This window comes from Herbaspirillum lusitanum, from assembly GCF_046025995.1.
GTDB lineage: Bacteria > Pseudomonadota > Gammaproteobacteria > Burkholderiales > Burkholderiaceae_D > Herbaspirillum > Herbaspirillum lusitanum_A.
Genome location: NZ_JAQQFM010000001.1, coordinates 426265 through 440349 on the forward strand (window position 1 = coordinate 426265; position 14085 = coordinate 440349).

Here is a 14085-nt window from a genome sequence, read left to right on the forward strand (position 1 = left end):
AGCATGCGGTGCTCGCCGCGCTGATTCGACTGCCGTCACGCACCAAAAAGAACCGCCCTATTCCAGGAAGCGCACGCGCAAAACGCAAATAAAATGCGCCGCACGCAGTAAATCCGATCCCCGCGCGGCCTCTGCTTATACAAAAAAACCACGTAAGGCGGCCAATGCCGGCGACCGGCGCACGCAAAATGGCCTGTCCGGGCAAGGCTTGCCTCGGCCGACAGGCAGACGGGAGGATCAGGCAAAACGGATCGCAGCCGGCAGCGAGAGACCGTACCCGGATTTCCCACAACGACATCTCCAAGCAAATGCTGCGATATACCCGCGATATGCATGCAAATATACCTAAAAAGCAAAATGAAAAAATAAGGGCCAGTGAAAACGATATTTATCGTTTTTTTCACGGAGCTGACATATTTGATTATTACGATCCCGCTTCTTGAGAATTTGAAAAACCATTTATCAACTTTCGAAGAAGAAACCGGAGATCATGAATCCCTCGTCGCTCACCCCCTCGTCCATCGACCGCCGAATTGCGCTCAGTCGCACATTACTGAGTGAGCTGGCACGGCGCGCACCGCTGCGTCTGCTGGTACAGACCTTATTCGAATGGCTGTGCATCGTGCTGATGATCGTGGCCGCCGTGCGGGTCGCCCATCCCTTGTTCAGCACACTCTGCATTTTGCTGATTGCCACACGCCAGCATGCCTTGCTGGCACTCATGCATGAATATGCGCACTACCAGTTGAGCCGGCGTCAGGCATGGCTCAACGATCTGGTCGGCGATGTCTTCACGGCGTTTCCGTTCTTCATCTCGGTGTTCGGCTTTCGCCGCAACCACATGCAGCACCACCGCAATACTTCTTCGGGCCAGGATCCCAACTGGATGTCATCCTTGCGCAAGCAGCGCTATCAGTTCCCGATGAGCAAACCGCGCTATCTCTCCGAGGTCATCAAACATTGCGTCGGCTGGTACACCTTCGCGGAACTCAAAGGCTATACGGTCGATGCCGGGATGGCGCTAGAATTGCCGCGCTTCACGCGCATCGCACGCGTGCTCTTCACCGTGCTGGCGGTGCTGGCCATCAGCGCGCTCGGCTGGTGGCCAGAGGTGTTGCTGTACTGGGTCCTGCCGATGTCCACCTTTCTGATGGCGATCCTGTATGTGCGTGACGTCGGAGAGCATTTCGGCATGCCGTCGCAAGGCTTTGGACATTCGCGCACGGTGGTCGCAGGCTGGCTTGAACGGCTGCTGATCTCGCAGAATGGCGTGCATTTTCACGCCGAGCATCATCTGTTCCCCTCGGTGCCGTTCTTTCGTCTGAGACGCCTGCATCGCATCTTGCTGAGCGATCAGGAGTATCAGGTGCGGGCGGTGATCACGCGCGGATATTTCGGGCAACTGCTGGATGAGATCAGCCGCCCCGGAGCCGGCGGGCAGCAATCCGGCGACAGGAGCGGCGGCAAAAGAACTGCCGGCAAGCGCATGGAAACGCGCTACCTGCAACGGCAAGATGTGCCGGCGCTGCTGGAACTCGAACAATCGAAGTGGGAGCCCAACCAGGCCGCAGATGCGCAGACCCTGCAGGATCGCATTCGTGCTTTTCCAACGCTGTCCATGGCTTGCTTCTGTCTTGATACCGGCAAGGCATTGGCGTCGCTGTTTCTGCGGCCTGTCAGCCCGGCGATTTTTACTGCGCCCACGCGCTGGGAATACACCGCCGATGCCTCCGCCTGGCCTTATCTGGATGGCGCCACCACCCGCTCCCTGTTTGGCATCAGTCTGAGCAGCAACCGTGCCGACGCCGTCGACGACATGTTCCGCTTCTTCTACTCGCGCGCGCTCAAGGCCGGCTGGACTGACGTATTTCTAGGATCGCCGATGCCCGGCTTTCGCAAGGCGCGTGAACGCGATCCGCAGTTGTCCGTATGGCGCTACGTGCATGCCAAGCGCACATTCCATTCGCAGGAACCGCTCGACCCGCAGCTGCGTTATTACTTCAGGAAGGGATTTCGCCAGATTGTGTCGGTTCACGAAAATTATTTTCCGCACGACGCGTCGCTCGATTACGGCGTGATCCTGCGCGGCCATCTGCCGCTGTCCACATCCAAACGGCTGTGGCGTATCGTGCCCTTGTTTTTGATTGAGTCATTCGCCAGCCTGATACTCGGTGGCGCACGCTGACGGAAGCAGCCGCGGCATGGCTCAACGCGATTTGCCGCTGCCTTCCAGATTGGCTTGCAGCATCTTCAGTAATGTCACCAGCTCGCGGTTCTGCTCCTGAGTGAGCCCCTCGACCGCGAGCGCCAATACCTCCTTGCTGCATTTCTTGAGTTCCCGCTGAATCGCCTTGCCTTCGGCGCTCAGGTGAAGGCGCGAGGAGCGGCGGTCCCGTTCATCTTCGTGCGCTTCCAGATAGCCCTTGTCGCGCAAGCCGCGGATCAGGCGCGTGAGTTGCGCCTTGTCCTTGCCCGAATGCAGCACCAGATCGCTCTGCGTGGCGCCGGGATGGCGATCGAAGTAGTCCATGACGCGACTTTCCATATGCGTGATGTCGCGCTCATCCTCGCGGAAAGTCTGGGCCCGCCGCGAGCGATAGAGATGCATGACGGTATGCAAGGCATCAAAGACCGCATCGGCAGTAGGTGAATGGTTGACTTTATCAACTTGATTTTTCATAATAGTAGATATTATCAACTAAATTCTATAGACATGGATATCAAATCAACATCAAGAGTGGTCGAGCGTGTGCGCCATGAACTCAAGATTCGCAACGTGACGGTGTCGGCGATTCGCCAGACCGGCACCAATATGCTGAGCATCGCGTTCAAGGGCGAGGCCTTGTCGGACTTCGTTTCCCTGTCGTTCGACGACCACGTCAAGTTTATCTTTCCTGACGCCGCAGGCGAACAGATCCGGCGCGACTATACGCCAACCCAGTACGACCCACAACAATGCGAGCTGACGCTGGAATTCGCACTGCATGCCGAGGGCGCCGCCACCGATTGGGCGCGCCGCGCCAAAGTCGGCATGGAAGCGGTGATTGCAGGCCCGCGCGGCTCCATGATCATTCCGCCCGATTACGACTGGCATCTGCTGGTCGGCGACCTGTCGGCCCTGCCCGCCATCACCCGTCGCCTCAAGGAATTGCCGGCCGGCACGCGCGCCATCGCGGTTGTCGAAATCGCGCATATGGGCGATCTGCGACAGTTCGATTCAGTTGCACAAGTCGATATCAAATGGGTGTCGAACGGCAATGAACTGCTCTCCGCCGTACGCGCCCTGGAATTGCCGGCCGGCGAAGGCTATGCCTGGGGTGGTGGTGAAGCGGTCGTCATGAAGCAACTGCGTGAGGTGCTGCTCAATGAGAAACAGCATCCGAAAGAGGCGATGCGCATCTCGGCCTATTGGAAACACGGCGCCTCGGATTTCCATGAAAAGCTGGATTGAAACCGTCAAGAAAGACAAGACATGCGGACGCCGTTCGGATGCTCCGCAGCATCGCCCCAGACCCGCGCCTGCGGGTTTTTTCTTGCCCGGCCGATGGACGCTGACGCCGTAAACAGCGCATCTCTGACAAGCAGTTTCGTTTTTTTCCCCTATGCTGAAGCATTTGGCGCAACGCCATGTACGGGCGCCGGCAAATGCCGGAGGATGCCGCAGAACCGGAGGAACAAGCGCGCATGAGCGAGATGGTCATAGTGAAAAAGGATGGCTTATATTGCGTCCCCGGCGATTTCTACATCGACCCGTGGCGGCCGGTGGACAGGGCCGTGATCACGCATGCGCATTCCGATCATGCCCGTACCGGCCATGCTCATTACCTGGCCACTGCCGCCGGCGCCGGGATTCTGCGCGCCCGGCTCGGCCCCATCAGCCTCGACACCCTGGCTTACGGTGAAACCACTGTTCGCAACGGCGTCAGACTTTCTCTGCATCCGGCCGGACACGTGCTCGGCTCGGCGCAGTTGCGCATGGAATATCGCGGCGAAGTCTGGGTGGCTTCGGGCGACTACAAACTCGAAGCCGACGGCACTTGCCAGGCCTTTGAAAGCGTCCCCTGCGACACCTTCATCACCGAATCCACCTTCGGCATGCCGATCTATCGCTGGCAGCCGCAGGCTGAAATCTTCGACGACATCAATGCATGGTGGTGCCGCAATGCCGACGAAGGCCGCACCAGCGTCTTGTTCTGCTATGCGTTCGGCAAGGCGCAGCGCATTCTGCATGGGCTGGAGGCCGACATCGGCCCCATCGTCTGTCACGGCGCGGTAGAGCCGCTGAATCAACTTTACCGCGCTGCCGGCGTCGCCTTGCCACGCACGCTGGCTGTCGGCGACATTACCGACAAGTCCTCCTTGCGGCGCGCACTGGTGCTGGCGCCGCCCTCGGCCGCCGGGTCGCCCTGGATGCGCCGCTTCGGCGATTACAGCGATGCCTTTGCCAGCGGCTGGATGCGTCTGCGCGGCTCGCGCCGCCGCCGTGGCGTGGATCGCGGATTTGTGCTGTCGGATCACGCCGACTGGCCGGGCCTGCTCAGCGCCATCGAGGCCAGCCGCGCCAGCCGGATTATCGTCACACACGGACAAATTCCGACCATGGTGCGCTGGCTGCAGCAGAACGGTCTGGACGCGGGCGCCTTCGATACCGAATACGGCGGCGAAGAGGAACTTGAAGCAGTTGCCGAAACGCCTGCACCAAGCAACGCCATACCAAGCGAGGCGCAGCAACAGGATGCGTGATTTCGCCCATCTCTATACCGAACTCGACGCTACTACGGCGACCAATCGCAAACTGGAAGCGCTGCAGTCCTATTTCGCCCGAGTCCAGCACGCCGACGCAGCATGGGCCGTGTATTTTCTGGCGGGCGGCAAACCGCGCCAGGCGGTGCCGACCAGACTGCTGCGCCATTGCGCCATGCAATATGCGCAGATCGATGAGTGGCTATTCGAGGAGTGCTATCAATCGGTGGGCGATCTGGCCGAGACGATTGCGCATATCCTGCCGCCGGCCACGCACGGCGACGAACTCGGTCTCGCCATCTGGATGCGAGACCGGATTGCTCCTCTGCGCGGCGCCGATCCTCCGGACATCCGCGCCGCGCTGTTCAGCTACTGGGATCAGCTCGACTGGCAAGGCCGCTTTCTGCTGACCAAGCTGATCGGCGGCAGCTTTCGCGTGGGCGTGTCCAAGCTGCTGGTCACGCGCGCGCTGGCGGCCGTGGCCGGGCTGGATGCCAAACTCATCGCTCAGCGGCTGGTCGGCTGGACCGATGGCCATGCGCGGGTGACGGCGGCAGGCTTCGCCGCGCTGATCGCACCTGCCTCCGATGCCGACCATCAACTGCGCGGCGGCCAGCCCTACCCCTTCTTTCTGGCGCATCCACTCATGGCCGATCCGAACGCCTTGGGCGATCTCAGCGCCTGGCAGGCCGAGTGGAAATACGACGGCATCCGGGCGCAACTGGTACGCCGCGACGGACAAAGCTGGTTATGGTCGCGCGGCGAGGAACTGATCTCGGAACGTTTTCCGGAGCTGGCACAGCTGCCGCTGGCCGATGGCACCGTGGTCGATGGCGAGATCGTGATCCGGCGTGAGGATGTCATCGCTCCGTTTGCCGAATTGCAAAAACGCATAGGCCGCAAGACGCTGTCGGCCAAAATGCTGGCGGATTTTCCGGCGGCGTTGATCGCTTATGATCTGCTTGAATGGCAAGGCCAGGATTTACGCAGCCGGCCGCAACATGAACGGCGCGCCTTGCTGGAACAAATGATTCTGCACACTGCTGCGCCCCGCCTGACACTGGCGCCCGTGATTGAGGCGGCGGACTGGAGCGAGCTCGCCACACTGCGCGAAAGCTCGCGCGCACGCGGCGTGGAAGGCATGATGCTCAAGGCCAGAGACGCGCACTACGGCATAGGCCGCACCAAGAATGTCGGCACCTGGTGGAAATGGAAAGTCGACCCCTATTCGGTCGATGCCGTCCTGATCTACGCCCAGAGCGGACACGGCCGGCGCGCTTCGCTCTACACCGACTACACCTTCGCAGTGTGGGAAGACGACCCCGCCGATGCACAGGAAAGAAAACTGGTGCCCTTCGCCAAAGCCTATTCAGGTCTGAGCGATGCCGAGATCGCGCGCGTCGATCAGATCATCCGCAAAACCACCGTGGAAAAATTCGGACCGGTGCGCAGCGTCAGGCCCAGCATGGTGTTCGAAATCGGCTTTGAAGGCATCGCCGCCTCACCCCGCCACAAGGCCGGAATTGCGGTGCGCTTTCCGCGCATCCTGCGCATTCGCGACGACAAACCCATCGCCGAAGCCGACACCCTGGCAACCCTGAAAGCGCTGCTCAGCGCGGCGGAGCATCATCGTGCGCCGCAAGCCTGAAGCCAAGGTCGCCGCCGTCGATGCGGCGCCTCACGCCGCTGCGCGCAGCGCGGTCGAACATTGGTTCGTTGCGCGGGGCTGGAAGATTTTTGCGTTTCAGCGCGAAGTCTGGCAAGCCGCAAAGCGCGGCGAATCAGGCTTGCTCCACGCCAGCACCGGCGCCGGCAAAACCTATGCGGTCTGGTTCGCCGCCCTGCAGCACGCGGCGCCGCAACTAAGGAAATCCATGGCTGCGCCACCGCCGCCATCCGAAGCGAGCGCCGCCCTCGCCGTCGCCGTCGCAGCCGGCAAATCCGGCAAGCCCCGCAAACCCAGGACTGAGCAAGGCCTGCGCATACTCTGGATCACGCCGATGCGCGCACTGGCATCCGATACCACGCGCGCGCTGGAAGCACCGCTCAAGGACTTGCTGCCCGACTGGACTATCGGCAGCCGCACCGGAGACACCAGCGGCAGTGAACGGGCGCGGCAAATGCGCGTCTTGCCCCATGTCCTGATCACCACCCCCGAAAGTCTTTCTCTGTTGCTGAGCCAGCCGGATGCGGCCAGCCGTTTCGCCCGGCTCGATTCCATCGTGGTCGATGAATGGCATGAGCTGATGGGCAGCAAGCGCGGCGTGCAGACGCAACTGGCGCTGGCCAGGCTGCGCCGCTGGCGGCCTGATCTGCTGATCTGGGGCTTGTCGGCCACGCTGGGCAATCTGCCGCAAGCCAGGGATGCGCTGCTCGGCGCCGGGCGCGGCGTCATCGTGCAGGCGGCCATGCGCAAGACCATTCTGGTCGATACCCTGATCCCCGAAAATCCCTCGCGCTTCGCCTGGGCCGGCCATCTGGGCCTGCAGATGCTGGCGCCGGTGATACAGGAAATCGATGCGCATCACAGCACGCTGGTGTTCACCAATACGCGCTCACAGGCCGAGCTCTGGTATCAGAATCTGCTGGCGGCGCGGCCCGACTGGGCCGGCCTGATTGCGCTGCATCACGGCTCGCTCGACCGCACGGTACGCGAATGGGTGGAAACCGCCATCAAGGCCGGCCAGCTCAAGGCGGTGGTGTGCACCTCCAGTCTCGATCTGGGCGTCGACTTCACGCCGGTGGAACGCGTGCTGCAGATAGGCAGCGCGCGCGGCGTAGCGCGTCTCTTGCAACGCGCGGGCCGCAGCGGACATTCGCCGGGCCGGGTTTCGCGCGTGACGCTGGTGCCCACCAATACCCTGGAGCTGCTGGAAGCAGCCGGCGCGCGCCATGCCGTCGCCGTCGGCGAAATAGAACAAAGACCGGTGCCCGACACGCCGCTTGACGTGCTGGTACAGCATCTGGTGACGGTGGCGCTGGGCGGCGGCTTCGACTCGCAGGCCTTGTTCGAGGAGGTGCGCTGCGCCTATTCATATCGGCATCTGCGTCCCGATCAGTGGCAATGGGCGCTGGACTTCGTCACGCGCGGCGGCCAGAGCCTGACCGCGTATCCGGAATATCAGAGAGTCGCCGCGGACGACGAGGGCGTCTACCGCGTGCCCGATGCGGCCATCGCGCGCCGCCATCGCATGAGCATAGGCACCATCGTTTCGGACGCCAGCATGCAGGTGCAATATCTGCGCGGCGCGCGCCTCGGCACCATCGAGGAATCCTTCATTGCCCGCCTGCGTCCGGGCGACCGTTTTCTGTTCGGCGGCCGCATGCTGGAGTTCGTGCGGGTGCATGAAATGACCGCCTACGTGCGACGCAGCAGCAGCGGTTCCGGCGCCGTACCGCGCTGGCAGGGCGGCCGCATGCCTCTGTCCTCGACCCTGGCGCACGCCGTGCTCGAGTGCCTGGAGCAGGCGACGCACAACGACTACGCCGGCGCCGAGATGCAGGCCGTCAAGCCGCTGCTGAGCCTGCAAAACACCTGGTCGGCGCTGCCGACTGCGCATCAGCTGGTAGTTGAACAGCTGCACAGCCGCGAAGGCCATCATCTGTTTTTCTACCCGTTTGCCGGAAGGCTGGTGCATGTCGGCCTGGCCTCGCTGCTGGCCTATCGTCTGGCGCGGCAGCAGCCCGCCACCTTTTCCATTGCCGTCAATGATTACGGCTTTGAGCTGCTCAGCGCCATGCCTGTCGAGATCGCCAACGCCGCCTCGGACTCGCCGTTCGGCACCGAACTGTTTTCATCGGAGCATCTGCTGGAAGACGTGATTGCCAGCCTCAATGCGACCGAGCTGACGCAGCGCCGCTTCAGAGAAATCGCGCGCATTTCCGGGCTGGTGTTTCAGGGCTTCCCCGGCCAGCCGAAAAGCATGCGCCAACTGCAGGCCTCGGCCAGCCTGTTCTTCGAAGTCTTTCGCAAGCACGATGCCGGCAACCTTTTGCTGACGCAGGCGCAGACCGAAGTGCTGGAACAGGAACTGGAGTTGCAAAGACTGCGCGACACGCTGGCCGAATTGCGCGGACGCTCGCTGCTGGTGTGCAAGATCACACGCGCAACGCCGTTTGCTTTCCCGCTGATGGTGGAGCGCTTTCGCGAAAAACTGTCGACCGAAAAGCTCAACGACCGCGTGGCGCGCATGCTGCAAGAACTTGAAAAGGCCGCAAACAAATGACGGGGCGCATCCATTCAGAACCCGATCAACTGCAGACGGTTAGCGTCGGCGGCGTGGCACTGACGCTGCTGCCGCAGCGCGCCTTGCTGTGGCGCGAACGGCAATTGCTGATCGTGGCAGATATCCATTTCGGCAAGGCGGCAGCGTTCCGCTCGGGCGGCATTCCGGTGCCGCATGGCACCACCAGCGCCAATCTTGAAGAACTGGATTCGCTGCTGGAGCAGTGTGCGATCACGCACATCGTGTTTCTGGGCGATTTTCTGCACGCCAGAACTGCGCGGGCGGCGGCCACGCTGAGCGCCTTGCGGCGCTGGCGCGATCGGCATCCGGAATTGCAGTTGACGCTGGTGCGCGGCAATCATGATCACCATGCCGGCGACCCGCCTGAGGATCTGCGTATTGACGTGGTGGATGAGCCGCTGATGATGGATGGCCTGGCCTTGTGCCACCATCCGCAGTTAATTGAAGGCGCTTATGTCCTGGCCGGGCATATTCATCCCGTCATCCGGCTTCGCAGCGGACGCGATGCGCTGAGGCTGCCCTGCTTCCTGTTTGGCGAGCGCATGGCGACCTTGCCGGCATTTGGCGCATTCACCGGCGGCTACGCGATCGAACCGGAGGCCGAAGCAGACATCTTCATCTGCACCGACGACCGCGTCTTTCGCTATCCGCGCGGATGACAGAAAGCACGAAAAAAGAACCTGCGACCGCCATGCCTCTGCGACAGCGCGCATTGCTTCACGTGTTCAACGCAAACCGGCATCAGGCCTGGCATATGGCGTAGATTTTTTCCACGTGCTCCAGGCTTTCCCAGGAGCATTTGGCGCCCTGCTCAATGAGGAAAATATCGCCTTGCGAGAAGGTGCCACTGCGGCCGGTCTCATCCACGAAGCTGACGCTGCCCTTGAGCAGATGCATCAGTTCATAGTGCGCAATGGTATTGGCGCTGCGACTATACGGCGTCGAGTCCCAGGTGCCGCAGGCAAATACTTCATCGGCGGAAAGATGATCACTGTACGCGCGGCACACCGGCGTCGGCGTGAGCAGCAGCTGCGCGGAGGGAGAATTCGAGACCTGCAGATCAGGCGTCTGGCTGACCGGCACCACCAGACAAGTGTCTGCGGTGCTGGCCTTGTAACGCATGAACAGCAACGTCACCGGCTGCGTTGCGCTCCAGCTGAAACCGGCGCCATGCTGAACAATCGCGCTCTGCCCGGCTTGCAGCACCAGCTTGAGATCCTTGTGCGTCACCGTCAGCTCGCCGGCGCAGACGACGATGAATTCATCGGCCGGCTGAGCCTTGACCATACCGCTGCCCGCGTTCAGATCGATGGCGCCGATCATGACCGCCCCCGGCTGCACTTCAAGAACACGGCGCGCGGACAGGAAAGCGTCCTCGCCACCTGCCTCATTGAGCGCGATCGGTGCACCCAGACTGGAATCCTGCGCAAACTGGCGTAGATTGATGAAAGACGGCGGCGCCTGGCGAATTGCTGACACTGGGGCTGCGGAGACTGCTTGGGGATCGGCCATTTTTTATATCGTCGGTGAAGAAAAGCTGATGAAAAGAAAGTCGTTTGACGCCACCCGGACCGCAGGCGGCCGGAGGCCAGAGGCCATACGCACGCACTCTATATGCAAGGATAGTGCCAGAATGGATACGCCGCCGGAAAAACTGCGCCTGCCGCCCTCCCGCCGCTTTTCACTCACTCAGAAAGTGATGCGCGCCGCCTCGCCGGCAAACCCCAGTTGCGCCAGCGCCGTGTTGAATTCGCTGACGGGAAACGCCGCTGTTTCAGTCGCTACACATCTGATCGCGCCTCTGCCCTCCAGCGTGAACGGGCTGATCTGCGCCAGCACGGAATCGGCCGGATCGAGAAATCTGATGTGCGGCGCCGCCTGCTCGAAGAAAGGTTTCAGCCACGGCAGATGGGTGGACGACAAGGTCATCACGTCCAGCTCGGGGTGACGATCCAGCAGCGCCGTCACGAAGGCTCTTACCTGCGCCTGGGTCTCCGCCGGATTGTTCAAGAACATGAAATTCTCGACCAGATCGACCATGGCCGAGGCATTGATCAGCAAGACTTCAGCGCCGGCCGGCCGATAGCGGGCGACATAGTGTTGCATCGCTTCGCTCGTCACCATCGATTTGACGCCCAGCACCGCGACCCGCTTTGAAGCCGATGCCTTGACGGCTTCTTCCACCGGCGGAAAGACGCCGATCACCGGAATGCCACAGACTTCACACAAGCCGTCCAGCACCATGATGCTGGGCGCATTCGAGGCCAGAATGATCGCGCCGCATCCCTGACTTTGCAGATAGTCGGCAGCCTTGCTGACCGAGGCCAGCAACTCGGCCGGCGACTTGGCGCCGTAGGGAAAGCTGGCGCGATCTGCGAGATAGAGGATGTCTTGCAGCGGGAAATGTTGATGCACGCGCTCGACGATGGCATAGCTGCCGATGCCGGCGTCAAAGATTCCGATGGGCTGCTTCAGTTGCGTCACGCCGTACTCCGTTCATGATGAGATGAGCCTGCAATGGTAAGGCGAAGGCTTTGCTTCACCAGACACAGTTGCCGGAAAAACAGACCGCAACAGGCAAGGAAACACGCTGAATGCGAGACAAAGCCAGACAAATGAAAAAGCGGCGAATCAGATGATTCGCCGCTTCAGTTACTGCGGATAGGGCTCACGCGGCCGATGTTTCCAGCCGCATTGCAGAGCGATCAGGCCAGATCGAAGCGATCCAGATTCATCACCTTGGTCCAGGCTGCCGCGAAGTCATGCACAAACTTTTCCTGTGCATCGGCGCTGCCGTAGACTTCCGCCACTGCGCGCAACTGCGCCTGCGAACCGAACAGCAAGTCGATGCGGCTGCCGGTCCACTTGGCTGCGCCGGTTTTGCGGTCGCGGCCTTCAAAGGCATCCTTGGCCGGCGACGTCGATTTCCACTCCGTGCCCATGTCGAGCAGGTTGAGGAAGAAGTCGTTGCTCAGAACGCCCGGGCGAGCGGTGAACACGCCCTGCTGTGTCTGACCGACGTTGGCGCCGAGCACACGCAAGCCACCCACCAGCACAGCCATCTCCGGCGCGGTCAGCGTCAGCAGTTGCGCCTTGTCGATCAGCAGCGCTTCAGCCGGCACGCTGTACTGCCCTTTCAGGTAGTTGCGGAAACCATCGGCCACCGGTTCCAGCGGTACGAAGGAATCGACATCGGTCTGCTCTTGCGAAGCGTCGGTACGGCCCGGCGTGAAAGGCACGCTCACGTTCTGACCTGCGCTTTTCGCCGCTTGCTCCACCGCTGCATCGCCGGCCAGCACGATCAGGTCGGCCAGCGAAACCTTCTTGCTGCCCTGCGCATTGAATTCGCGCTGAATCGCTTCCAGCGCCTTCAGCACCTTGGCCAGTTGCGCCGGCTGATTGACAGCCCAGTCCTTTTGCGGCGCCAGACGAATGCGGGCACCGTTGGCGCCGCCGCGTTTGTCCGAACCACGAAAGGTCGAAGCCGAAGCCCAGGCCGTCGAGACCAGTTCCGACACCGACAAGCCTGAAGCCAATACCTTGCTCTTCAGTGCAGCCACATCAGCCGCATCGATCAGCGGTGCGCTGACTGCCGGGACAGGGTCTTGCCAGATCAGTTCTTCGGACGGCACTTCCGGGCCCAGATAACGGGCACGCGGCCCCATGTCGCGGTGTGTCAGCTTGAACCATGCACGCGCGAAGGCATCGGCGAACTGCTCCGGATGCTCAAAGAAACGACGCGAGATTTTCTCGTAAGCCGGGTCGAAACGCAGCGACAAGTCGGTCGTCAGCATGGTCGGCGCGTGGCTCTTGGATGCATCATGGGCGTCGGGAATGATGCCGGCGCCGGCGCCGTTCTTCGGCGTCCACTGATGCGCGCCGGCCGGGCTCTTGGTGAGCTCCCAGTCGAACTTGAACAGGTTCTCGAAGAAGAAATTGCTCCACTGCGTCGGCGTCTGCGTCCAGGTCACTTCCAGACCGCTGGTAATGGCATCCTTGCCGACGCCGGTGCCGAAGCTGCTGTGCCAGCCCAGCCCCTGATGTTCCAGATCGGAGGCTTCCGGCTCGCGACCGACGTGTTTGGCATCGCCCGCGCCGTGGGTCTTGCCGAAGGTGTGGCCGCCGGCGATCAGCGCCACGGTCTCTTCATCGTTCATCGCCATGCGGGCGAAAGTCTCGCGGATATCCTTGGCGGCGGCGATCGGATCGGGATTGCCTTCCGGACCTTCCGGATTGACGTAGATCAGACCCATCTGCACTGCAGCCAGTGGATTTTCCAGATTGCGGCCGGCAGGTGCGGTGCGATCCTGCTCGCTGCCGTGCTGATCGGGATCGGCCACGATTTCGCCAGTGTGGCTGCCGGGCTTGCCCTTGCCGTAGCGCGCATCGCCGCCGAGCCAGGTGGTTTCGGTGCCCCAGTAGACATCCAGATCCGGTTCCCATACATCTTCACGGCCGCCGGCGAAACCGAAGGTCTTGAAGCCCATGGTTTCCAGCGCGACGTTGCCGGTCAGGATCAGCAGATCGGCCCAGGAAATTTTCTTGCCGTATTTCTGCTTGATCGGCCACAGCAGACGGCGCGCCTTGTCCAGGCTGACGTTGTCGGGCCAGCTGTTGAGTGGTGCAAAACGTTGTTGCCCGCGACCGGCGCCGCCACGGCCATCGCCGATGCGATAGGTACCGGCGCTATGCCATGCCATGCGGATGAACAGCGGACCGTAGTGGCCGAAATCGGCCGGCCACCAGTCCTGCGAATCGGTCATCAGCGCCGCCAGATCTTTTTTCACGGCGGCCAGATCGAGGCTCTTGAACGCCTTCGCATAATCGAAGTCGGGATCCATGGGATTGGACTTTGACGAATGCTGCGCCAGCAGATCCAGACGCAACTGCTTGGGCCACCAGTCACGGTTGGTAGTACCGCCGCCGGCGGTATGGTTGAACGGGCACTTGGCTTCGTTTGTCATGCACAATCTCCTTTAGACGACCTGATCGAATCACCATGTTTCGATTGGGGGTTAAGCGAGTTGCGATGGTAGCACCGAGGTATTTATCCCGGAAATTGAATTTCCTGATGGATTCCAGAGCTAAAAACTAA

General features: G+C 61.5%; 10 protein-coding genes. 6 read left to right on the forward strand and 4 right to left on the reverse strand.

What is annotated here, in order from left to right:
- Positions 1–490: 490 nt before the first annotated feature.
- Complete coding sequence (locus tag PQR62_RS01905) at positions 491–2185, forward strand: fatty acid desaturase family protein (RefSeq protein WP_408154207.1); 1695 nt, start codon at positions 491–493, stop codon at positions 2183–2185.
- Between the two features lie 21 nt (positions 2186–2206).
- On the opposite strand, the gene PQR62_RS01910 is transcribed toward PQR62_RS01905, so the two are convergent.
- Positions 2207–2680, reverse strand: coding sequence for a MarR family winged helix-turn-helix transcriptional regulator (locus PQR62_RS01910; protein ID WP_408154209.1), 474 nt, complete (start codon positions 2678–2680; stop codon positions 2207–2209).
- A gap of 33 nt (positions 2681–2713) precedes the next feature.
- Here PQR62_RS01910 and PQR62_RS01915 point away from each other — a divergent pair, with 33 nt between their 5' ends.
- From PQR62_RS01915 to pdeM, 5 genes are all read left to right on the forward strand, one after another.
- Positions 2714–3451 (forward strand): siderophore-interacting protein, encoded by a 738-nt coding sequence (locus PQR62_RS01915; protein WP_408154211.1) that lies wholly within the window; start codon positions 2714–2716, stop codon positions 3449–3451.
- Positions 3452–3684: 233 nt separating this feature from the next.
- A complete protein-coding gene (locus PQR62_RS01920) occupies positions 3685–4743 on the forward strand; it encodes a ligase-associated DNA damage response exonuclease (RefSeq protein WP_408154213.1) in 1059 nt (352 codons plus the stop codon).
- The gene (locus tag PQR62_RS01925) at positions 4736–6391 is read left to right on the forward strand and encodes an ATP-dependent DNA ligase (protein WP_408154215.1); all 1656 of its coding nucleotides are present in this window, start codon (positions 4736–4738) and stop codon (positions 6389–6391) included. The genes PQR62_RS01920 and PQR62_RS01925 overlap by 8 nt, the downstream gene beginning before the upstream one ends.
- The gene (locus PQR62_RS01930; protein WP_408154217.1) at positions 6375–8969 is read left to right on the forward strand and encodes a ligase-associated DNA damage response DEXH box helicase; all 2595 of its coding nucleotides are present in this window, start codon (positions 6375–6377) and stop codon (positions 8967–8969) included. The genes PQR62_RS01925 and PQR62_RS01930 overlap by 17 nt, the downstream gene beginning before the upstream one ends.
- Positions 8966–9649 carry a ligase-associated DNA damage response endonuclease PdeM gene (gene pdeM, locus PQR62_RS01935; protein ID WP_408154219.1) on the forward strand — a complete coding sequence of 228 codons (684 nt, stop codon included), beginning with the start codon at positions 8966–8968 and terminating at the stop codon, positions 9647–9649. The genes PQR62_RS01930 and pdeM overlap by 4 nt, the downstream gene beginning before the upstream one ends.
- A gap of 82 nt (positions 9650–9731) precedes the next feature.
- On the opposite strand, the gene PQR62_RS01940 is transcribed toward pdeM, so the two are convergent.
- The 3 genes from PQR62_RS01940 to katG form a co-directional block, all read right to left on the reverse strand.
- Positions 9732–10469 carry a cupin domain-containing protein gene (locus PQR62_RS01940; protein WP_408154221.1) on the reverse strand — a complete coding sequence of 246 codons (738 nt, stop codon included), beginning with the start codon at positions 10467–10469 and terminating at the stop codon, positions 9732–9734.
- Positions 10470–10679: 210 nt separating this feature from the next.
- Positions 10680–11474: a glutamate racemase gene (locus PQR62_RS01945; protein ID WP_408154223.1), complete on the reverse strand. Its 795-nt coding sequence runs from the start codon at positions 11472–11474 to the stop codon at positions 10680–10682.
- A 221-nt stretch (positions 11475–11695) separates the two neighbouring features.
- Positions 11696–13954 carry a catalase/peroxidase HPI gene (gene katG / locus PQR62_RS01950; protein WP_408154225.1) on the reverse strand — a complete coding sequence of 753 codons (2259 nt, stop codon included), beginning with the start codon at positions 13952–13954 and terminating at the stop codon, positions 11696–11698.
- Positions 13955–14085 lie beyond the last annotated feature (131 nt).

Excerpts from the sequence above, each read along its gene's own strand:
- pdeM (WP_408154219.1), top strand. The coding sequence starts at position 8,966 with ATGACGGGGCGCATCCATTCAGAACCCGATCAACTGCAGACGGTTAGC.
- PQR62_RS01925 (WP_408154215.1), top strand. The coding sequence starts at position 4,736 with ATGCGTGATTTCGCCCATCTCTATACCGAACTCGACGCTACTACGGCG.
- katG (WP_408154225.1), bottom strand. The coding sequence starts at position 13,954 with ATGACAAACGAAGCCAAGTGCCCGTTCAACCATACCGCCGGCGGCGGT.
- PQR62_RS01920 (WP_408154213.1), top strand. The coding sequence starts at position 3,685 with ATGAGCGAGATGGTCATAGTGAAAAAGGATGGCTTATATTGCGTCCCC.
- PQR62_RS01915 (WP_408154211.1), top strand. The coding sequence starts at position 2,714 with ATGGATATCAAATCAACATCAAGAGTGGTCGAGCGTGTGCGCCATGAA.
- PQR62_RS01910 (WP_408154209.1), bottom strand. The coding sequence starts at position 2,680 with ATGAAAAATCAAGTTGATAAAGTCAACCATTCACCTACTGCCGATGCG.
- PQR62_RS01905 (WP_408154207.1), top strand. The coding sequence starts at position 491 with ATGAATCCCTCGTCGCTCACCCCCTCGTCCATCGACCGCCGAATTGCG.